21 protein-coding genes and 1 pseudogene are annotated in these 19,727 nt (G+C 46.9%); 9 read left to right on the top strand and 13 right to left on the bottom strand.

Annotated features, from left to right (window positions below; genetic code table 11):
• Window positions 1-21 precede the first annotated feature (21 nt).
• Window positions 22-600: a DJ-1/PfpI family protein gene (locus BZG72_RS11230; RefSeq protein ID WP_077666821.1), complete on the bottom strand. Its 579-nt coding sequence runs from the start codon at window positions 598-600 to the stop codon at window positions 22-24.
• Window positions 601-631: 31 nt separating this feature from the next.
• A complete protein-coding gene (locus tag BZG72_RS11225) occupies window positions 632-1,393 on the bottom strand; it encodes an N-acetyltransferase (RefSeq protein WP_077666820.1) in 762 nt (253 codons plus the stop codon).
• A 239-nt stretch (window positions 1,394-1,632) separates the two neighbouring features.
• On the opposite strand from BZG72_RS11225, the gene BZG72_RS11220 reads away from it, so the two are divergent.
• The 5 genes from BZG72_RS11220 (at window position 1,633) to BZG72_RS11200 (ending at window position 6,632) form a co-directional block, all read left to right on the top strand.
• Window positions 1,633-2,016: a hypothetical protein gene (locus tag BZG72_RS11220; RefSeq protein WP_077666819.1), complete on the top strand. Its 384-nt coding sequence runs from the start codon at window positions 1,633-1,635 to the stop codon at window positions 2,014-2,016.
• Window positions 2,017-2,275: 259 nt separating this feature from the next.
• Window positions 2,276-3,655 carry an ATPase domain-containing protein gene (locus BZG72_RS11215; RefSeq protein WP_077666818.1) on the top strand — a complete coding sequence of 460 codons (1,380 nt, stop codon included), beginning with the start codon at window positions 2,276-2,278 and terminating at the stop codon, window positions 3,653-3,655.
• Between the two features lie 22 nt (window positions 3,656-3,677).
• Entirely contained in the window at window positions 3,678-4,055 is a 378-nt protein-coding gene (locus BZG72_RS11210; protein WP_077666817.1) for a response regulator, read from the top strand.
• Window positions 4,056-4,057: 2 nt separating this feature from the next.
• Window positions 4,058-5,839 carry a putative bifunctional diguanylate cyclase/phosphodiesterase gene (locus BZG72_RS11205; RefSeq protein ID WP_077666816.1) on the top strand — a complete coding sequence of 594 codons (1,782 nt, stop codon included), beginning with the start codon at window positions 4,058-4,060 and terminating at the stop codon, window positions 5,837-5,839.
• Between the two features lie 199 nt (window positions 5,840-6,038).
• Complete coding sequence (locus BZG72_RS11200; protein ID WP_046073032.1) at window positions 6,039-6,632, top strand: LysE family translocator; 594 nt, start codon at window positions 6,039-6,041, stop codon at window positions 6,630-6,632.
• Here BZG72_RS11200 and BZG72_RS11195 read toward each other — a convergent pair.
• The 7 genes from BZG72_RS11195 to BZG72_RS11165 all read right to left on the bottom strand — a co-directional run bounded on the left by BZG72_RS11195 (window position 6,594) and on the right by BZG72_RS11165 (window position 12,937).
• Window positions 6,594-7,466, bottom strand: coding sequence for an AraC family transcriptional regulator (locus tag BZG72_RS11195; protein ID WP_198930064.1), 873 nt, complete (start codon window positions 7,464-7,466; stop codon window positions 6,594-6,596). The two genes, BZG72_RS11200 and BZG72_RS11195, sit on opposite strands and share 39 nt — an antisense overlap.
• A gap of 74 nt (window positions 7,467-7,540) precedes the next feature.
• Complete coding sequence (locus tag BZG72_RS11190) at window positions 7,541-8,113, bottom strand: LemA family protein (protein WP_077666815.1); 573 nt, start codon at window positions 8,111-8,113, stop codon at window positions 7,541-7,543.
• 7 nt (window positions 8,114-8,120) lie between these two features.
• The gene (locus BZG72_RS11185) at window positions 8,121-9,506 is read right to left on the bottom strand and encodes a DUF3137 domain-containing protein (RefSeq protein WP_077666814.1); all 1,386 of its coding nucleotides are present in this window, start codon (window positions 9,504-9,506) and stop codon (window positions 8,121-8,123) included.
• A 294-nt stretch (window positions 9,507-9,800) separates the two neighbouring features.
• Window positions 9,801-11,153, bottom strand: a complete 1,353-nt coding sequence (gene yegD, locus BZG72_RS11180) for a molecular chaperone (protein WP_077666813.1) — start codon at window positions 11,151-11,153, stop codon at window positions 9,801-9,803.
• 175 nt (window positions 11,154-11,328) lie between these two features.
• A complete protein-coding gene (locus BZG72_RS11175; protein ID WP_077666812.1) occupies window positions 11,329-11,547 on the bottom strand; it encodes a DUF6500 family protein in 219 nt (72 codons plus the stop codon).
• A gap of 17 nt (window positions 11,548-11,564) precedes the next feature.
• Window positions 11,565-12,077 (bottom strand): methylated-DNA--[protein]-cysteine S-methyltransferase, encoded by a 513-nt coding sequence (locus tag BZG72_RS11170; protein WP_077666811.1) that lies wholly within the window; start codon window positions 12,075-12,077, stop codon window positions 11,565-11,567.
• A 122-nt stretch (window positions 12,078-12,199) separates the two neighbouring features.
• Entirely contained in the window at window positions 12,200-12,937 is a 738-nt protein-coding gene (locus BZG72_RS11165) for a hypothetical protein (protein WP_077666810.1), read from the bottom strand.
• Between the two features lie 97 nt (window positions 12,938-13,034).
• Between BZG72_RS11165 and BZG72_RS16125 the strand changes: the two are divergent.
• A pseudogene (locus tag BZG72_RS16125) lies at window positions 13,035-13,310 on the top strand (IS110 family transposase); the annotation flags it as partial.
• A gap of 206 nt (window positions 13,311-13,516) precedes the next feature.
• Here BZG72_RS16125 and BZG72_RS11160 read toward each other — a convergent pair.
• Both BZG72_RS11160 and BZG72_RS11155 read right to left on the bottom strand, forming a co-directional pair.
• Window positions 13,517-13,951, bottom strand: coding sequence for a GNAT family N-acetyltransferase (locus BZG72_RS11160; protein ID WP_077666809.1), 435 nt, complete (start codon window positions 13,949-13,951; stop codon window positions 13,517-13,519).
• 84 nt (window positions 13,952-14,035) lie between these two features.
• Window positions 14,036-14,365 carry a hypothetical protein gene (locus tag BZG72_RS11155; protein WP_077666808.1) on the bottom strand — a complete coding sequence of 110 codons (330 nt, stop codon included), beginning with the start codon at window positions 14,363-14,365 and terminating at the stop codon, window positions 14,036-14,038.
• Between the two features lie 166 nt (window positions 14,366-14,531).
• Here BZG72_RS11155 and BZG72_RS11150 point away from each other — a divergent pair, with 166 nt between their 5' ends.
• Window positions 14,532-15,413 carry a tyrosine-type recombinase/integrase gene (locus tag BZG72_RS11150; protein ID WP_077666807.1) on the top strand — a complete coding sequence of 294 codons (882 nt, stop codon included), beginning with the start codon at window positions 14,532-14,534 and terminating at the stop codon, window positions 15,411-15,413.
• Complete coding sequence (locus BZG72_RS11145; RefSeq protein ID WP_077666806.1) at window positions 15,410-16,456, top strand: IS91 family transposase; 1,047 nt, start codon at window positions 15,410-15,412, stop codon at window positions 16,454-16,456. Before BZG72_RS11150 ends, BZG72_RS11145 begins: the two co-directional genes overlap by 4 nt.
• 255 nt (window positions 16,457-16,711) lie before the next feature.
• Here the strand turns inward: BZG72_RS11145 and BZG72_RS11140 are convergent, their stop codons facing one another.
• Complete coding sequence (locus BZG72_RS11140; RefSeq protein ID WP_158075469.1) at window positions 16,712-17,224, bottom strand: GNAT family N-acetyltransferase; 513 nt, start codon at window positions 17,222-17,224, stop codon at window positions 16,712-16,714.
• Window positions 17,225-17,321: 97 nt separating this feature from the next.
• On the opposite strand from BZG72_RS11140, the gene BZG72_RS11135 reads away from it, so the two are divergent.
• The gene (locus tag BZG72_RS11135) at window positions 17,322-18,344 is read left to right on the top strand and encodes an IS110 family transposase (protein WP_077666804.1); all 1,023 of its coding nucleotides are present in this window, start codon (window positions 17,322-17,324) and stop codon (window positions 18,342-18,344) included.
• Window positions 18,345-18,675: 331 nt separating this feature from the next.
• Here BZG72_RS11135 and BZG72_RS11130 read toward each other — a convergent pair whose 3' ends face one another.
• On the bottom strand, window positions 18,676-19,686 hold the full coding sequence (locus BZG72_RS11130; protein ID WP_198930063.1) for a DUF2971 domain-containing protein: 1,011 nt from the start codon (window positions 19,684-19,686) through the stop codon (window positions 18,676-18,678).
• Window positions 19,687-19,727: the final 41 nt, after the last annotated feature.

The raw sequence follows: 19,727 nt of genomic DNA, 5'->3' as shown, positions 1-19,727 counted from the left end.
GTACCTTATCCAAACTGCATACTACTCGTTTCGCTGCCAGTGGTAATCCATTTGCTTGGCAACGCGCAAGGCTAAATCTTCGCTGTGCAGCTCAGCCACCAGCTGCAAACTCATATCAATGCCCGCAGAAATACCTGCGGAGGTGAGATATTTTCCATCCCTCACCCAGCGCTTACCTGATACCACGCTTAATGGCGGATAAGCACGGCTGAGGTCGTCCATATCTTCCCAATGCGTGATCACCTTTCGACCATCGAGTAATCCGGCCTCTGCGAGTATGAACGCCCCCGTACAGACAGAGGCCGTGCATTGAGTGATCGCATCTTGTTGCTTCACCCAATCGATCACCGACGGGTTAGTGACTTGCTCATGGTGAACGCCGCCGACAACCAGCAGCACATCGAGCGTGGGATGGTTGGCGAGATGATAATCCGGCACGACACGCAAGCCACCGCGCGCCAGCAACGGTGTGTCTTGTTCAGCAATCAGTCCAACCTGCCAACTGTCCGCGCCCAAACGTTTTGCGGTGCTAAACACCTCAAAGGGTCCGGCAAAATCGAGCACCTCTGCGTGCTCATACACATAAATACCAATATTCATCGTTTGTTCTTACATCCATGTAAGTGTTGGGTTAATGATGAGGAATAAACTTATCAAAGCGGCTCTCCATACAGGCACTGATATCAGTGGTGATAAACTCGCCCTGATAATACAAACTGAAAATGGTGGCCGGTGAAGGACATGCTTGTGCTTGGCTCAATGTCTCTAAATGATGTACTTCAAGCGGGATACCGCGCTGCGCACAGCTCTGTTGTAACGAGTTCAGCACATGGTATTCCGCATAAGGACAACGATGGGAGTAATACGCCACACACCCTTCGGTTGATACCTTGGCGGTATGAACGGATGCCCGAAACTGCGGTATTTCAGCCGTGTCATGCAACGGATAATACAACAGCACAAAGCCATTAGGGGCTTCATCCGCCACGTTGAAGCCTTGGCCTTTTAACCATTTTGTATCGCTCATAAAGTGGTATTTCTTTTTACCGACCACGGCGACTAGGCCTTGCTTATTTTGCTGCTTAGCCGCTTCAATGGCGTCAGCTAACAGTTGCTTGCCGTGTCCATGTCCTTTGTATTTCCCAGAGACCCAAAAGCAACCCAGAGCCAGATAACCATCCGCTTGTATGGGCTGCCAAGCGGTCTCTGCTGGGCCATATTCGATGAAGACTTTAGCGCGTTCATCCAAACGGCGAAAACGGTATCCGTGCTGATGCTCCTGCTTTAGCCACTGCTTTTTCGCCTGATAGCTGGCTTGGCACTTTTTATCCGAGAACGCACAGCAGATATGCGCATCATCCAAGGTTTCTGGGGTTAAGGTTAGGTAGGCCATATTCACCTCCACACAGGTGTATTGATGGTATACCTTTAACCTACCGTAACCGCATAGGTGATGACTCCACCTTGGTCACAAAGCCATCAATTTTATAGCAGCCTAATCGCCAAGCTTGCTTTTTATCTCTGTAAAACGCGAGTAAAAGAGGCAAATACGTGGCTTGGACCTTTCTGTTTTTCGAAAATATAAAGTCCCTAATATGGTGGCTACGTTTCGACCTCTCCAGAGGCACACCGATGGATGATAACGCTCGGCAACTGCTTAACCACCTATGCCACGGCTATGACCAATTAGCCCAACGTCACCAAACGCGCGCTTTTCCAGAGCTCTCCACCGCTATCAAGCACCCACTCGGCTATTGTCTGGTTCACTGTCCGATAGGTAGTCAGCGATTCTCGATTGTGTCGCTACAATTTGCCCCCAGCGTTCGCGGCCAAGGGGTGCTGACGGCGTTTATCGACTATATTCAAGCGTATCCGCATCACTACCGCGGCATTGAAGTTGCCACCATCCAAAACCTTTGCCTAGCGAGGCGACTGCTCACACTCGGTTGGCAATATAAATCTGTTTTGACCAAGCTATTTCGCGCCAATACCCCCACCTTGGTGCATGATTTCTAATCAAAATACGGAAGTGTTCGCGAAGATGGGTTCCTATTAATGAGGATTCTCCATTGCACCAAAGGTGTTGCGGCAGCAAACGCACAGCGTACTGCATTCTAGGCGTTTTGAGGCGTAAATGCTGCTTTTTCTTACAGCCGCCATGACAGTTGCTCTTACCTCTACTACCTTTTTAGACCGTAATGCCTAAAAAGCATCTTTATAGGTGCTTTTGGGTAGGCTAGGTCTAATACGAATAAGCACAATAGGGGGAAGCAACATGAAAGAGAGAGTCTCCTCAGGGATTCCTGGACTGGATCAAGTCTTGAATGGCGGCTTCCTCCCCTCAACGGCGGTATTGGTGAGAGGTGGGCCAGGTTTAGGTAAAACAACCACAGGCTTACAATTTCTCTCTACGGCGTCACGAGAAGGCGAGAGTTTGTTTATTGGCTTTCAAGAGGCAGAGGATCAGCTCAAAACCAACGCGACAGCGATTGGCATTGACGTTGCGAACATCACCTTTCTTAGCTTGGCGCCAGACGAAACGTTTTTTAAGGAGAACGAATCCTATGACATATTCGCCTCCAACGACGTAGAGCATGAGCCTGTCACCAAGGCCATCGTAGAAACGGTGGAAACCCTCAAACCGACTCGAGTCTTTGTCGACTCCTTTACCCACTTGCGCTTTCTCACCGCAGATGTTTTTCAGTATCGTAAAGAGGTACTGTCGTTTATCCATTATCTCACCGAACGTGGCGCCACCGTTTTGTTCACGTCAGAACACAGTGACTCCTCGCCCGATGACGACTTACGCTTTTTATCCGATGGCGTGCTCTCACTGAGTCAAACCCCGATGGGGCAAGAACTCTGTGTAGAAAAATTCCGAGGGTCTGATTTTTTGAAGGGCTGTCATCAGATGCGCAATGGCGCTCACGGGGTTGAAGTGTTCCCACGGCCACTTCCTCCTAACGAAGAGCTGGTACCAGGACGGTTTGAACCCATCTCGACGGGCATTGCATCTATCGACAATCTGCTTGGCGGTGGACTAGAGATGGGGACAGTAACGATGATCACCGGCCCATCTGGCATTGGAAAGTCGACCTTAAGCAGCTGTATTGCCGAGCAATATAGCCATAGTCTAGGTCACGTAAATATCTACCTATTCGAGGAAGAAATCTCCTCATACCTTCACCGGGCACGACAACTCAACATCACACTGCAACACCAAGCGGAGGCAGGATGTTTAACCATCGAACAGATCGAGCCTTTGCAATATTTAGCCGATGAGTTTGCAGCCAAGGTGTACAAGGATGTTGTTCAAAATAACACTCGCCTGGTGGTGCTTGATAGCACAGCCGGTTTTAAACTGACCTTGCGCGAGGAATCGATTCAAAACCGTTTGCATGCCCTCGCAAAAGGTTTATCGAGAATCAATGTCTCGGTGATCCTGGTGAACGAGACATTTGCGCTTTACGGCGAAGACAGCATTTCTGAAAAAGGCATCAGCTACTTGTCGGATACGATTATTTCCCTGTCTTACTATGCGGACGATACCGCGCATTCACAGATTTCGGTGATGAAGAAACGATTGAGTGATTTTGATCGCAAGCCTCATCAGTACCTGATCGGCCCCGATAAAGTGCAAGCCGTAGCTGTTTGAATTTGAACAAGAGGTAAGCGAGGTGACGAATAAAAACGCGGCGTCATTAACGGTTTTTTTGTGCGTGAAATCATCGGGTAACCGAAAAGTGTTGGCCGACTCTCTTGAAGAGGCTGGTTATCATTGTCGACCTTTGAATAGCGAAGCCGATATGCAAGCTGCAGCGGCGATTGGCGGTAAAAAGCTTGCCCTAGTCGACACCAGCGGATTTGGCGCCAACGTGTGGCGACTATGCGAAAAGCTACAACAGATGAACACCGCGTTTATTGTTCTCTCACCACAGGAAATGCTGACAAGTTCCAGCCAAGCCACCCAATATGGCGCAGTTAGTATCATGCAAAAACCCGTCGCCAAAAAGGCCTTGATGCAGCTCGTTGCTGGTTTCACGGGTGAGGAGTAACGATGACCAGTACGGTTAGAACCTTACCAATAATGGTAAACCCCGAACAAAAAGCAGAGCGCAAAGACGATGGATTACAGCGTATTCAGGGTGCCAACGTTTTATTGGCTATCCATAACCCCAACAACTTGGCGCTACTGCGCGAACAACTGAGCAGCGACTTCCGAATTTATGAAAACCCAAGTGATATAGACAATATCGAGTTTGACCTTGCGATCATCGATATCCCCTCTCTCGAGCATTATAAAGACGCATTGCAAGACAAAAAGACCCGATGCGAGCCCACACTTTTACCTGTGATGCTCATGCTCTCTAAGCGCGACCTCAAACACAAACTTCGCCCTTACCTGGCACTGGTGGATGAATTTATTACCATGCCCGTTGATAAAGTAGAGTTTATGGAACGCGTGGTGATGCTACTTAGAGCACGTTTTTTAGCCATTAGCCAACGCGATAAGCTTTATTATCTTGCTACCCATGACAGGGTGACCGGTCTCCCCAACGAGCAGCGGTGTATAGAGCATATCACCGACACCATCCTCTCGGCGTCAGTATTAAATCAACCTGTTTACGTGATTGTTTTTTCCATTAATCTCGATCAGGTTTTTAAGTCATTCGGCCATTCCGGGCTCGATCAAGCGGCGGTGATATGCTCTCAACGAGCCGTCAGCGCGATTACCGATAACGATAAGCTCTTTCGCCTCACGACGGATACTTGGTGCTTGGTTAACCCACCCGGCCAAAACAGCTTGAATCACACTTTATCTGTCTGCCAACAACTGATCAGTGCCATTAGTGTCCCTGTTAGCATTGAGCATGATCTGATTCATCTTGATATCGCTATCGGCGTGAGTCATTACCCCGATGATGCTGTCAATACTCGTCGTATACTGGATGCAGCTATAAACGCGATCAACACTAAGGCCCCCAACACCCCTCACTTCTATTCAAAGCGACTTCAACAGGATGCGCTGCGCTATATTCGGACTGAGACATTGCTGCGACAAGCCATCACCAAACAGCAATTTGAGCTTTGGTACCAACCGCAAATAGACTTTGCAACGAGTAAAGTGATCAGTGTCGAGGCCTTGGTGCGATGGCGGTTACCGAATGGTAACCTCGTCTCACCGGGTGACTTTATTCCAATAGCAGAGAAAACGGGGCTCATTACACAAATTGACAGATGGGTGATCATTCAGGCATGTGAAACCATGGCACGCTGGCAAGAGCAGGCATTATGCATTGAGCGCGTGGCGGTTAATGTGACGGCATGCGATGTGGAAGAGGATGACTTTGTTAGCTTTATTGATGATATTTTAAAGAAGAATCACATCCCTCCTCCCAACTTAGAGCTAGAAATCACAGAAGGCGTGTTCTTTCATTCTAAATCAAAGAACCTTGAGAAACTCAGCCAACTACGTAAGCGTGGCCTCAGTATTGCTGTCGACGACTTTGGTACGGGCTACTCCTCGTTGAGTTACCTGCACACGTTGCCAATTTCTACGCTTAAAATCGATCGCTCATTCATCAACAGCATCTTAACCAGCGAAAATGATATCGCGATCACTGAAAGCATTATTTGGCTAGCCAAAACATTCAAACTACAAACCGTTGCCGAAGGTGTCGAAACCGCGGATCAAGCCAATTATTTGAAAAAGTTAGGCGTTAACATTGCCCAAGGCTTTTATTACGCCAAGCCCATGCCGGAAGAGCAGCTAATAGCGTGGCTACAACAACAAACCAACGTTAAGCCAATAGAACAACGGCAAAGCCAAATGTCTTAGTTGAAACAACAGTGGCGGCTCTTGAAAATCAGCACGCTCTCAATAACAACGCCTCAGCAAGCCTTTTTAGGTTTAGGGAGCGATCACATCCGCCATTGGTTTAACGTGTATTAATGACAAAAAGCAATTTTGTTCAATACCTACCAGCTCGTTTTGCTACACACTTTTGGGCGATATTTATACCCAAAGGACTGTAACAATGGCAGATATTTTAGTTGTACCCATGATGGCATTTGCGCTCGCGGCTTCTATCTCTCCAGGCCCCGTGAACTTGGTTTGTTTGAGTAGCGGTACGCGCTACTCCCTACCTAAAGGCTTAGTCTTTGCAACTGGCGCAACACTGGGATTCATTTCCTTATTTCTCGCTATAGGGCTTGGCCTATACTCATTTCTCTCTGTTTTTTCTGGCTTTAAACAATTATTGAGCTGGGCAGGTATCCTATTCTTACTCTATCTAAGTCTTCGATTATTCTTGGATAGCGGAGAGCTAGGCACAGATGAGGCCCCGGAAGCACCCAGTTTTATGACTGGCGCCGCTATGCAGTGGCTTAACCCAAAAGCCTGGCTCGCCTCGGTGTCTGGTATTAGCGCGTATACCAACAGCGAAAACCTTATCGAACTGGTTATTTTTGCCTCACTGTATATGCCGATATGTTGGCTTTCTCTGGGCTGTTGGGTTTACGCTGGCGCCACACTGCGAAGATACACCCGTCAACCGAAAGTGATCGTCGCCCTCAACCGAACACTATCCATTTTAATTGCTGCTAGCTGTGTCTTTATCGTGATGGACTAGTGACCGTCGATATTGATTTGGCGTCGCAGCCAATAGCTTTTTAAATGTCCGCTGAAAGTGTGATTGATCCGAAAAACCCACATCAACCGCAGTATCTGCGATTGATTCACCTCGTTTTAGTGCTCTCTGACCCTGCTGAACTCGGCAATTAAGTAGGTAAGCGTGTGGGGTCAGACCAAACTGCTTTTTAAAAGACCGGATAAGGTGGCCAGGGCTATATCCGGCCAAATTACACAGGCTATCGAGTGATACATCCTCACAAGCCTGAGCCCTCAGATAATCCGCTACCTTTTGCAAAGGGGCTGGTGTTTCTCGAGATAGATTGAGCTGACCGGAAAACAAGGTCATGATGTTGGTGAGAAATTCTACCAACATTGATTGTTTTTCAAGCAGTGTTCGCGTGCTGTCGAGTAAGCATGCCGCCATGTCGCAATAGCCGACATACCATTTCTCGTCTTTAATTTTGGCTGTCATTATGTCTTGCCAAAGCGGAGCTTCAAGCAGACCCGCCTCATAGCGCAGCTGCGTTAACCAATCTTTATCCACATAGAGCATCGTGTATGCCCAGGGTTGATTATCAATTGGATTGCATGCATGGACCCAATGTGGGTTCATCAACACCAAGGTGCCAGCATTCACCCGATATGCGTCATCACGGTAGGCAAATGTGCTTTCCCCATTAATGATCGCACCCATTGACCACTCAACATGGCTATGCGGCGCATAACACACTTTACGACCATCCTGGACCACACGAAGCTCAACATATGGCATACGCCCATCACGCCAAAAAAGCGGTTGATCTGGTGGCCCGATACGCGCGTTTTGCTCCATGGATAACGTCCTGATCAAATAATCCCTGATTGTGCCTTAACCACACAGGCAAGAGAACAAAAAGACACGAGCCGTCAAAAGTTAGGCTTATATTCAAACCCTGCTGAGGCCTCGCTATCATAAAATACCGTAATAGCCTGCTTGTTATTCACCCACTTGTTTACCAAAGAGTTGGGAAAGACTTGAATACTTGTATTAAAGCTTTCCACATTTTGATTAAAAATACGAAGTGCCGCACCCACTTGTTCTTGCTGCTCTGAAATCTCATCCATCAATTTTAAATATGCATCAGAGGCCTTCAGCTCCGGATATGCCTCGACCGTTACGCGTAACCCTGATAAAAAATTACTGGTCTGCTTTTCGGCCTCCTCTAAAAGCTCGGTATCTACTTGAGCGTCAGAAAGCTGATCGATTGATGTTCGCAACTTCGTAATCTCAGTAAACAAAGAAGTCTCATGTAGTTTGTAGTCTTCTACCAACTGTTCCACATAGGGAATAATTTTATTCTTCTGTCGCTCCTGAGTCAGCACCGACGCCCACGCTCGTTCAACCCCATTATAATTACTGATAATAGTGTTGTTAATCCTAATAGCCCAAATAGCTAGTAGGATTAATGTGAATAGTATTAGGAGTATAATGGTACCCATTTATCATTTACCTTACCATTGTTGTTAGCTTTTCTATTTCATCAAGATCGTCAAACGACACTTCTCTTACATTGTAATCTGGGAAAAAATGGGCCGTTTCACCACTAAAGTTGCTGTCCGTTAGTTTCATCGTCTCGTGAATGATCGCTAACAGGCTATTCAGTTTTTCAAGGTTAGCATGGGCGGTGATTTCATCAGCAAATGCCCCGGGGTTTTCTAGGTCGTATTGCCACTCCGTTTTAAGAATGTCGCCATCGTCAAAAGCCAGACAAAGCTCGTTGTCATTACTCACAGCCAACACAGGCTTTTCGACTATATCGTTGAGATCACTCAATGTCTCAACCATTGCGGGCGACAAAAACCGAGCTGCACTCAATTCATCGTTAGCGTTAATTATAAACTGACGGTTAAAAGCCGGAGAAGCCGTTTTGTATTCTCCACCTCCACCTGAAACTGCACCGTCACCGCTAATAGTCACGTCCTCAGCAAAAGGAAATGGCACTAACAAACCATAGCGGTAGTAAGAGCAGCGAGCGTCCCGAGAGGTAGTATTACCACTAGAATCGTTGCGCGTCTCTGACTTTCTAATCACATACACAAAGCGATAAACTTGATAATCAAACTCGTGTACCTCCCCTTTGTAATGTCCTTGGTACAAGCTGTCTAGGCCGCGATAATCGTTACCTCGGTCAAACTCTGCAAATTGAGAAGCCACTTGCTCATAACGGATACCGCAAGCTCTTCTGAGATCTTTTAAGTTATTATCGAACAACGTGCCCATAGACATAATATGCTCTGACATATAACGACGCCAGTTCGGCCGCCTTCTTAAAAAGAACCAGTAAAATAAGATAACCCCAGCACAGAATAAAAAGAAGCCAACAAGTTCGCCACTGGTTCGGTAAGAGGAAAACGAGGAACCAATAAAAGACATGAAGTTCCAATAGGCGGTTTGTAATTTCGATGAAATGCTCATAGAAATGAAGGTGGCTAAAAAGGCAAAAGCAAAGCGATGATCAGGGTTAGGCAACAGTTTATCGAGCCCGAACTCTTTACAAGTCCACTTATCCAGACGCTTAGCCAAATAACAATTAATAGTGGCAGGCACCCATGCAGAGCTATAGAAAACGACAGTCTGCAAAACATCGTCAATATATGGAAGGTCAAAGACTAACTTAAAAGGAGCGGGCGCCCCGAATAAAAATATCGTATAGATAAGCAGCAATACCCAGGCACCGAGAAAAACACGAATGGGCCGATCATCATAATCAAGCGGTCCAGGGTGACTTTCTACCTTACGAATAAATGTAACTAAGTCTTCCTGGCTCTTAGCAGCGTTTAGCTCTGCTTCGAGCTCTTTGATATTCTCCGAAACTTTCCTATTGTGACGCATCCGATTTCCTCTTGGACGACTAACGTGACCATCATATATGCCGATTAGATTTGAGCAGGCTGTAGTTAATAGCGTTTCTAGCCATGAAGCAACTGACTGCCTGCTAAAGCGTGCAACACTTTGGAGAAAGATCACGAGAAATTAGCGTACTGGTCGCATGTCAATACTGCCACGGATCTGATACCCGAGAGCAATCACATCCTTAGAGGGAAAAGGATGTCACAACACATCTAACCAATGCAGTATGTATTAGTGAGCAACCGACAAGAGCTAAGCTGGCGCATTAAAACACAGTTACTTAAAGCAAACTTCCGCCCAACGCGCTAAGCCTGCGGTGACTGAGCCAAAGTAGTCGCCACTCACCACAGGAATGTTCGATAGCTCTTCTTGTACAGCTTCCCGCAAGAAGGGCGAGCGTGCCGAGCCGCCTGTCATAAAAATCACGTCAGGCTTTACATCGCCCTGCGCGACCACATCGTGAACTAAGGCGGTCATCTTACGTTTGGGCGCTTCAATCGCATCAATCATGTCATCGCGCGATACATCAACGTCCACGCGCTCGGAGAACAGCTTAATACCCGCTCGGTAAGCGGCTTGATCCGACAACGCAATCTTTGCCTCTTCCGCACGACGGACAATGTTGTAACCCAGCGACTCGTGATAGACCTCAAGCAAACGGGCCAGTTTATGTGGCTCTTGCGCTTGCTTGTGCAGCCCTTTGAGCACCGGCAAATTTTCAAACGCATAGAAATCGTTTTGCGCTTGCACGTTGTTAATCGCGATAGGGTTGGAAAACTGCGTAATCGGCATCTCAATGCCAGATTCCATCTTGCTGCCCATCCCAAACGGGAACATCATTTGTTTGAATGCCAGCGCAATATCTAAGTCATTGCCGCCAATACGCTGGCCTTTGTGCGCTAATAAACTTGCACTGCGATCGCGACTACCGCGCCATGATGGCCCCATCTCAATCAACGAACAGTCTGTGGTCCCTCCACCGATATCGACCACCAGAACAATTTGGTCTTCACTCAGTGTCGCTTCATAGTCCAGACCGGCAGCGACCGGTTCAAACTGAAATTCAATCTGTTTAAAACCCGCCCGCTTAGCCGCATTGAGCAAAATACCCTCGGCTTGGCGGTTTGCCGTCTCGCCTCCACGACCTTGAAAATTTATCGGCCGACCGATCACCGCATCATGAATACTCTGTTGGGTTTGGTGTTCGGCTTGGGTTTTGATGTTATCCATCATTGCGCATACGAGATCTTCAAAAAAGCGCAGTTGAGCATCACGTAAACCTGACGCTCCAAGGAAAGATTTAGGGGATTTCACGTAGTACATATCGCGCGGATCATCGAGATAGCGATCGAGCGCCGCTTGACCAAACGCCATGTCCTCCGCCTCAAGTTCAATGCTTTCCTCTCGGTTTACATGGATCGCGCGGCGCAACATCTGCTCGCCAATCGTATCTAGGGGCTTGATGCCCCGATGACGAAACAAATACTCAGACACTGATTCGCGCGTAGGTGCGGCAAGGGAGGAAGGAATAAACGTGCTGTCCCCTTCTAGACGTAACAGCGTCGGCTGACCATTTTCAATCTTTGCCACCGAACAATTGGCTGTACCATAGTCAAAGCCGATATACATAAATGCCTCTCACCGCTGAAAAAGTCGGCAATACTACCTCAACCGTCGCGGGATTTCTAACATCAGTTCGCCAAAGCCAGCACGACTATCTGGGCCTGTGCCCCGCTACCCAGTGCCATCCTTGTGAACCTGAATTACACCTTGTCGGCAAAATAGGCCATGATTTTTGCAGCCGTCATAAATTATTATTGGTCATCTCTTTGATAACTCGTGCCTTAACAAAATGATCTAACTGATGGGTCTGTATCCACCAGGTTGCAGCTTCCATCAACTGCTCTGGATCGTCATTTTTATTTTTGAAGAACGCATAAAATGACACGCCGACATTCTCGCCTTTCGCTTTGATTTTTTGCTCACATACTGCCAGGATTTTCGCTCTCAGCTCCGCTCTCATACGCCCCTACTCTATCCTTAAATGAATAAGTTCTGCTCTAGTTCTAAAAGGCGCTTTTTCAGTGACAAACCGCCACCATAGCCAATGAGCTCCCCTTGGGTGCCGATAACCCTGTGACAAGGAATGATGATCGCCAACGCATTTGCGCCATTAGCATTGCCAACCGCGCGCACTGCGGCTTCATTACCAATCGATACTGCCAACTCTTGATACGTCGCCCTGTCACCGTATTGAATGTTGCTTAATGCATTCCATACCGACTGTTGAAAATCGGTACCCGCCAAGAGTAAAGGCAGGTCGAAATTTTTTCGCTCACCCAAAAAATATTCCTCGAGTTGAGCTTGAGTAGCCGCTAAAACATCATCGCTCTTTTCTACAAAATCAGCGTTAAGAATCCGTTTAATGCGCTCATCAACGGTCCTTCTCATCTTGCGATATCGGAAGTCACACAAGCAAAGCTTACCTTGATAAGAACCAAGGATAAATTCGGCATAAGGATGTTTATAATACTGGATATTTATTGTGTTCATTGTGCTCTCTTGTGAATAATTTATCCATTGAATACGTAAGAATGAACAATATCCTACTTTTGATAACCTCTGCTCCATGTCCAGTAAAACGGATCAAGTCCAGAATCTGCTTGAATTGTTTGTTAACTTACTTTTTTGACTGTCACCATGTAGCTAAGTGCATGATCTTGATCATCCTTAACGGTGACTTCATATTTGATACTTTCGTCTTTCATTGGGCATCTATAAGGTTTATCCATTAACCAGTAAATCATAGGAGCTGATTTAGCACCGACCTTAGTTAAATTCAATAACCACAAGAGCACTCTTAAAGTTAGTTGGTACAAGTTTGGTATAGAAAAAAGAAACGCTACAAAAAACAACACTTCTAACGGAGTCATGCCATCAACGTTATAACCAGTCAGCGTGAAAACAAACCCTAGAATAGCTACTGTTATTGCTGCTAGCATTAACCCTTTAGCTGTAATGAAGAAAGTTGTTTCTTTCTTAACTCTCTCCCAGTCATGCTTAAGTAACCTTGAGATACTGTCATTTATTTCCAGTAACGCCGAAGTATCCTTATTGACTTCCAAAGTCACTATTCGGTCGATAATACCTTTATCATTTTCATCATAGGGATTAACTAGCACCTGAAGTTGAGCTCTTGCCTCAGTAACTTTCTGCCAATTATTTCCTATACTACTCTCGTTTATGTCAACTACTAAATCTCTGATTTTCTCACGCCATCTTTGGCGTTCTTGAGTGATATTCTGAATGATAATGCTCTTGTCTTTATCATAGCGAGTAAACAACAGAGTAATAAGAGAACCGAATATACCTGATCCTAATATTATCCCTGCGTTGTCTAAAATTTCTTTCATTCGAAGTTACCACTTGTTGTAAGTTAACGAATGACATGGATTTCCCCTCTTGAAGATCTGCCACACTTAGGTGCGGCCTTTAGTACCGGAGGTAACCATGTCTACTCAATTCTTTTGTGGCGTTGATCTCGCCAAGCACCACTTTTCTCTTCACGCGGTGGATAACCACGGAAAAGTCATTCCCCATAAATTTGTTTAACGCGCTAAACTACTGGCTACATTAGCAAATATGCCTACGATGTGCATAGGTATTTAGACCTGTAGTGAGGAACATTATTGGGCCAGAGAATTCAACAAGCTCGGCCACGATACCCGCATCATGGCCGCAAAGTATGTCGGTCCTTATCGCACAAAAGGAAAAAATGACCTGAGCACAGGAGAACAAACCGACAAAAACCACATCGTTAATGTAACATATTGAAGTGAGGTCTATCTGCTCACTTCTTGGCTGCGCTCGCGCTGAAAAAAGTGCCAGACGCAGTGCCTACCTATCCGCATTCGAGCTATTTACTTAATAAAGCAACGGGCTTGTTCAACACCCAAATAAAGTGTCGGCTGCACGATATTTATTCTTATTTGTTATGTGTTTGAGCTTAAAGGGAGCTCCATTTCAACCAACCCTTTGACTTCTGATGTCCTAACAAAGCCTTTGGACTCATACAGCTTGATTGCTGGGTTTTCACTAAACACACGCAGAACTAACAGAGTAGATTGACGATTAAATGCATGCCTAACGACTAAATCAAGACATTTAGACCCAATACCTTTACCTTGAAACTTCGGTAAAAGTTGAAGGTCCCTCAGGAAGGTCGTATTCGCACCATAGCTAAAACGCGCTACACCTACACGAGTACAATCCAGTAGAACCGCGTAGTTATCTAGATCTTCCCAACTGTTCAGAAACTGATTGTGGTCCCAGACTATCTCACGAGCTTGATAGTAACTTGCCATATTTGTCTTCGTTAAAGACTCTGCGAATAAGGGGTCATTACCAATCTCAAACTGTACTTCCATGCCTTGCCCTCTGGTTACACGTAACGCCGCCAGCAGGGGCAGACAAAGCGCGCAGCGGTTTTTCTGTCCCTCTGTCTGGCTTTGTTATGAGCTGAGGCCCATTTTACGCTTTGCATATTCCGCTGTAGCGGATTGAAGCATTTCATTCCATGACTCAAAGCTCGATACACTTGAAATATACTGATCCCATTCGTCATCTGGGATAGCTTTGAAATCCTCTGGGGAATCAATTTTAAAACCGCTATTGTCGAATAACTCTTGGGCATTGGTGAATTTTGTGTGCTTTGCCAAGAATGATTCAGTTAATAGGTCGGGAATTGCCACCTGATGTTGTCCGTCGAGTTCTCGGGCTCCATCAGCCATTTTCTTCAGTTTCTTTTGAAGGCTATCCATTCCAGTGATTTTTACGCTCATACTTTCTCCTTGTGTGACTCATAACGCTGCCTTCAGCGGAGCAGGCGCGCTAGCGACTGCATCCGCTGAAAGGCCTTGTTGAACGAAGCCGCTACGCGGCAGAATGCCGTCTTACCGCCTATGTTTCTTCCTACTCTGCCAATCGGCAATAAACAGGAGAAACACCATGACCCCTCTACAACAACGGCACTTCGATGCCCTTTATCAACAGCACCTCAACAACTTAACCCTTCAAGGCAAACGCCCCGCCACCATTGATGCTTATGCCCGTGCCGTTCGACGTATCACCGAATTCTTCGATTCTCCCCCTGACAATCTCTCCCAGCAACAACTCAAAACCTACTTTGTGCGGCTTATCGCTTCTCACTCTTGGAGTACCGTTAAGCTCGACCGCAATGGCTTGCAGTTTTTCTATCGCTATACCCTTAATAAACAGTGGCAATGGCTCGATATCTTCAAGCCTCCGCAAGTGAAGCGCCTGCCTGATATTTTAACCCCAAAGGAAGTCGGCTTACTCATCACTTTCACCCGACAACCTCGCTACCAACGCTTTTTCTATACCCTTTATTGTCTGGGGCTGCGATTAGGAGAAGGACTGCAGCTGACAGTGAGCGATATCGATAGCGCTAACCATCAAGTACATGTGCGTCATGCCAAAGGTGGTAAAGACCGACTCGTGCCGCTCCCAGATAACACCCTCTCTGTGTTGCGCCAATACTGGCGCACCCATCGCCATCCAACCTTGCTCTTCCCCGGTGTCGGGAATGATGGACCAATGGACCGCGGTGGCGTGCAAAAAGCCATGAAGCAGGTCTGTCGTGATGCCGGCATTCACAAGGCCATCAGTCCGCATTCATTACGTCATTGCTATGCGACGCATCTACTCGAACAAGGCCTGGATTTACGCTCTCTACAACGCCTTTTGGGGCATGCCAGTCTCACGACAACGGCACGTTATACTCAACTCACCGATGTAAAACACGCCCAGCTTCATCAGGCAGTAAATCGACTCGCGCCCGGACTCACAATTCTGTGGGAGACAACATGAGTACATTTATTCAACTGTTGCAACAACATACCGAGACGATGCCGACTCATTCGATGATGCCTGATATCGCTCGGGCCATCTCCGCGATGACCCGTTGCCGGACAGGCGCGTTGGGTCAGTCTCAATGGGCCTGTCAGGGCTGTCACTATGACGAGCGAACGCCGCTCTCTTGTGGCCATCGCCATTGCCCCCAATGCCAACATCCCAACACGGTACAATGGCTAGAAAGGCAAACAACCAAGTTGTTGCCAACCACGTATTTTATGGTGACCTTCACCTTACCTGCGACATTGCGTCACTTGGCTCGTATGCAAGCAAGAAGCTTGTATGCATCGATGTTCTCTGTCGCTGCGTCAGTCCTGAAAGACTTCGCTCAGCGTAAACATGGCGCAGACAGTGGCTTTACGCTGGTACTACACACGCATAACCGACGACGGGATATGCACCCACATTTGCATGCGATTGTGCCCGCAGGCTTTTACCACCCAACGCGTAAGCAATGGCACAAGGGCAATAAGCAGTATCTTTATCCACACGCAGCATTGGCCTCCGTCTGGCGGGCAAGGTTGCTCGCCGCCGTTAACGCACACCCCGCGCTCTCACTGCCCCCTTCTGTGCCGAAGACATGGGTGGTGGATTGTCGAGCAGTCGGCCGCGGCCTACCCGCGTTAAAATACCTCTCCCGCTACTTGTATCGCGGCGTCTTACCCGACAAAGATATCATCGATATCAGTGACCATCAGGTGACCTTCCGATACACCGACAGTCAGACAAACCAATCGGCGACCCGCTCGTTGCCTACCAATCAGTTCCTGATGTTGATACTTCAGCATGTTTTACCCAAAGGGCTACAACGCGTGCGTGACTATGGCTTATTGCACGGCAGCGCCAAACACAAGCGATACCATATTCAACGTATGTTGCTTCACATGGCACACCAGACCTTGCCCGTTGAGGCGGCCCCTGAGCAGCATATGACACGATGTTGTCCTACATGTGGGGAGCGGCTCATGGTCTGCGTGGGCGTGACACGACCGAGGTAGCCGAAAGGCGAACAGAATAAGGAGAATGGCGTTCACTTAAACACAGGAGAGCAAACCAACAAAAATCACATCGTTAACGTAACGTATTGAAGTGATGTCTTATCTGCTCACTTCTTGGCTGCGCTCGCGCTGAAAAAAGTGCCAGACGCAGCGCCTACCTATGCGCATTCGAGCTATTTACTTAATAAAGCAACGGGCTTGTTCAACACCCAAATAAAGTGTCGGCTGCGCGACACTTATTCTTATTTGTTATGCCTAGTTAAGAGGTTTGACTAACGTTCCGCCCGGGCAATCAATGAGTTGTATGGGTTTGCCAGACCAAAAATAATCGACGTAAGCTCTCCCTCCGGCATTTTTCTTAGCTATTCCGGTCGTTTTGAAGTCGTGACGCTTGTAATAGGCATCCAGCTCCGACAGCTTCTCCTCTTCGACGGCAACTTGGATGGCTCCTTGATCGGCCACCATTGCTTTTGCTGAATTGATCAAATGAGTGCCGAAACCAGACCTTCTATGCTGTGGGAAAACATAAATGCACGACAGAATGAATAGACGCTCTTCGGGCCTAGCCTCAAAACCCATGAAATAGATTGGTTCTTTTTCGAAGTTATTGTTCACTACGTGCATATTGCGTGACGATCGCGGGTCAGTTAACACACTTTCAGTCATATCCGATATTGCTTCCACATACCCCTGAAGAAAAAAATCGTGGCAGTGAGGAAAATCTTCAAACCATTCTTCTGTTTCTTCCCTTTGCAAAATCATATCCATTTCAGATTCCTTACTTTTTTGGCATAACGAATGACATGGATTCCCCCTCTTGAAGATCTGCCACACTGAGGTGCGGCCTTTAATAACGGAGGTAACCATGTCTACTCAATTCTTTTGTGGCGTTGATCTCGCCAAGCACCACTTTTCTCTTCACGCGGTGGATGACCACGGAAAAGTCATTCTCCATAAATCTGTTTCACGCGCTAAACTACTGGCTACATTAGCAAATATGCCTACGATGTGCATAGGCATTGAGGCCTGTAGTGGGGCACATTATTGGGCCAGAGAATTCAACAAGCTCGGCCACGATACCCGCATCATGGCCGCAAAGTACGTCGGTCCTTATCGCACAAGAGGAAAAAATGACCTGAACGATGCCGTTGCCATTTGTGACGCTGTTCAGCGTCCAAATAGCCGGTTCATTCCTGTTAAGTCACCCGAACGCCAAGCGATTCTTGCTATTCATCGTGTACGTGAACATTGGGTCAATGAACGTACCGCCCTCATTAATCGTATTCGTGCATTACTGGCAGAGTTCGGCATTATTATTCCAACAGGACGAGCCGCCATTCACCGTCAAGTACCACTCATTCTCGAGGCAGCAGAAAATGGCCTGCCTGATATTGCTCGTGCTGTCGTGGCCGATTGTTTTGACCACCTACAAACACTTAATCAGCGTATCGCCGATACCGAGCAGTGTTTCGATATGGTGACCAAGGCCAGTCCCAATGCCCAGCGTATTCTTAATGTTCGCGGCATTGGTCCACAAACAGCAACGGCGATTATCGCTACTATCGGAAAAGGCGAACAGTTTGATTCCGGTAGAGACTTTGCTGCTTGGCTTGGATTAGTGCTCAAACAGTACTCTACCGGAGGAAAGCCGCGATTGGGTCGTATTAGTAAACGAGGAAATAAATATCTCAGAACGCTCTTAGTGCATGGCGCGAGAGCCGTCATCACGAACCTAGGCGATAAGCAAGATAGGCTCAGTGTCTGGGGGCGAAATATCCTTGAGCGACGTGGCATGAATCGCGCCATTGTCGCTCTCGCAGCCAAAAATGCACTTATTGTGTGGGCGTTGTTGCACCATCAAACGGATTATCAAGACTACGCGGCCTAACTCGTCGCTGTCGTAAGGAGAATACACCAATCGGGTCATTGCACACGCAAGTTGATGAGTATCGGTGAAGACCATTTGCAGAGAGCCTGTTAATGCGGCGGGCACCTTGATGCCTTCTAACGAATTAGGCACTGCAACCGCGCAATGTCATCCGGGCCATGACGTGAGTCAGTAAAAGGCCGAATGTAGAGCGGCAGTCCAAACCAAACTCAATACGCTTCGCGGATGCTTGACGAACGGGGGAATCCATGTAGCCCGCATTTTCGGCTGGTTTGGAGCGCAGCGGAAAACAAGTCCGACAACATGCGCTTGTTAGTTTCTGTGCTTCCAATCACCTACCTATCTTTCCCATTGCATCCATATAATTATCTAACTCTCCGATAGCATCTATCATCCTGAAAGGGTTATTTTGAGCGGCTTCCTCTTCATGGACCTCAGTAATACTGCACCAAGGGCAAAGAGTATCTTGGTTCTTTAATGGCTCTGAGCAAGATTCACACAAATTATCTGTTCTTGACAGTTCTCCGTTTTGAAATATGAAAACATCCTCGTTCTCATCCTTCATATAAGGCTTTGGATGGCTCTTTCCAATATGTAGTTGAAACCAGGCTAAATCGTTTTCCGCAGCAATTGATAGGCTTTCTTCTAGGTCTTCTTGAGGAAATTTCGATCCAACAATAATAGACGTGACGAATTCGATAGGTATGAACAATATACTGTTACCATGAACGTCTTCTGTGAGATTCTGCATGTCTACGAATCTACACTCTCGCTCATAGCTCCATTCCTCATATTTAGTGAAATACGACTCTACAAAGACAAACTCTTGAAGATCATATGAATATCTCGGCTTTTTTAGGACCGCCGCTTTTTCAAGAATTTTTTTCAGGTTTTCGTGCGGTCCAGACCTATAACTGACTTCCCAAATAGGATTTCCTTCGAAATGCTTCTGCATACCTTCTAAATCAAATTCAAGAACAAAACCTGAGTGATTATTAGCGTAGTGTGCCCACATAGGAGAGACAATCGGGGACTGTGAAAAGCAGGTGGTTGGATTCTGAGGAATACCACCAACAACATCGTTATAGAAAGCAAGCTGATCTGCTGGCGTATTTAGGTCCATCCCAAGGAACAATTCGTATGGATCATTGTAGTCTTTGGGGAGTGAGCATTTTACACCGCACAGTTCATCTCTATCGAAGACCAATTCCATTACGTCATGGCTGAAATATTTATATATTCTACTCATAGGCTTTTCATCCACTTTTTCCTTGTTCTTCTGCATATCATTCAAGGCCTGCTTGAATCTCTTCATCTTTAACTTCTTTCCGACTCTTCCCATAAGTCTCTACCATGAGGGAAAACTAACGCGCGGCTCACGCG

The organism is Salinivibrio sp. PR6 (assembly GCF_001995955.1).
Lineage (GTDB): Bacteria > Pseudomonadota > Gammaproteobacteria > Enterobacterales > Vibrionaceae > Salinivibrio > Salinivibrio siamensis.
This window is presented reverse-complemented; position numbering and strand designations above follow the sequence as displayed.

Coding starts and splice junctions, on each gene's coding strand:
- BZG72_RS11230 (WP_077666821.1), bottom strand. CDS start 600: ATGAATATTGGTATTTATGTGTATGAGCACGCAGAGGTGCTCGATTTT.
- BZG72_RS11225 (WP_077666820.1), bottom strand. CDS start 1,393: ATGGCCTACCTAACCTTAACCCCAGAAACCTTGGATGATGCGCATATC.
- BZG72_RS11220 (WP_077666819.1), top strand. CDS start 1,633: ATGGATGATAACGCTCGGCAACTGCTTAACCACCTATGCCACGGCTAT.
- BZG72_RS11215 (WP_077666818.1), top strand. CDS start 2,276: ATGAAAGAGAGAGTCTCCTCAGGGATTCCTGGACTGGATCAAGTCTTG.
- BZG72_RS11205 (WP_077666816.1), top strand. CDS start 4,058: ATGACCAGTACGGTTAGAACCTTACCAATAATGGTAAACCCCGAACAA.
- BZG72_RS11200 (WP_046073032.1), top strand. CDS start 6,039: ATGGCAGATATTTTAGTTGTACCCATGATGGCATTTGCGCTCGCGGCT.
- BZG72_RS11195 (WP_198930064.1), bottom strand. CDS start 7,466: ATGGAGCAAAACGCGCGTATCGGGCCACCAGATCAACCGCTTTTTTGG.
- BZG72_RS11190 (WP_077666815.1), bottom strand. CDS start 8,113: ATGGGTACCATTATACTCCTAATACTATTCACATTAATCCTACTAGCT.
- BZG72_RS11185 (WP_077666814.1), bottom strand. CDS start 9,506: ATGCGTCACAATAGGAAAGTTTCGGAGAATATCAAAGAGCTCGAAGCA.
- yegD (WP_077666813.1), bottom strand. CDS start 11,153: ATGTATATCGGCTTTGACTATGGTACAGCCAATTGTTCGGTGGCAAAG.
- BZG72_RS11175 (WP_077666812.1), bottom strand. CDS start 11,547: ATGAGAGCGGAGCTGAGAGCGAAAATCCTGGCAGTATGTGAGCAAAAA.
- BZG72_RS11170 (WP_077666811.1), bottom strand. CDS start 12,077: ATGAACACAATAAATATCCAGTATTATAAACATCCTTATGCCGAATTT.
- BZG72_RS11165 (WP_077666810.1), bottom strand. CDS start 12,937: ATGAAAGAAATTTTAGACAACGCAGGGATAATATTAGGATCAGGTATA.
- BZG72_RS11160 (WP_077666809.1), bottom strand. CDS start 13,951: ATGGAAGTACAGTTTGAGATTGGTAATGACCCCTTATTCGCAGAGTCT.
- BZG72_RS11155 (WP_077666808.1), bottom strand. CDS start 14,365: ATGAGCGTAAAAATCACTGGAATGGATAGCCTTCAAAAGAAACTGAAG.
- BZG72_RS11150 (WP_077666807.1), top strand. CDS start 14,532: ATGACCCCTCTACAACAACGGCACTTCGATGCCCTTTATCAACAGCAC.
- BZG72_RS11145 (WP_077666806.1), top strand. CDS start 15,410: ATGAGTACATTTATTCAACTGTTGCAACAACATACCGAGACGATGCCG.
- BZG72_RS11140 (WP_158075469.1), bottom strand. CDS start 17,224: ATGGATATGATTTTGCAAAGGGAAGAAACAGAAGAATGGTTTGAAGAT.
- BZG72_RS11135 (WP_077666804.1), top strand. CDS start 17,322: ATGTCTACTCAATTCTTTTGTGGCGTTGATCTCGCCAAGCACCACTTT.
- BZG72_RS11130 (WP_198930063.1), bottom strand. CDS start 19,686: ATGGGAAGAGTCGGAAAGAAGTTAAAGATGAAGAGATTCAAGCAGGCC.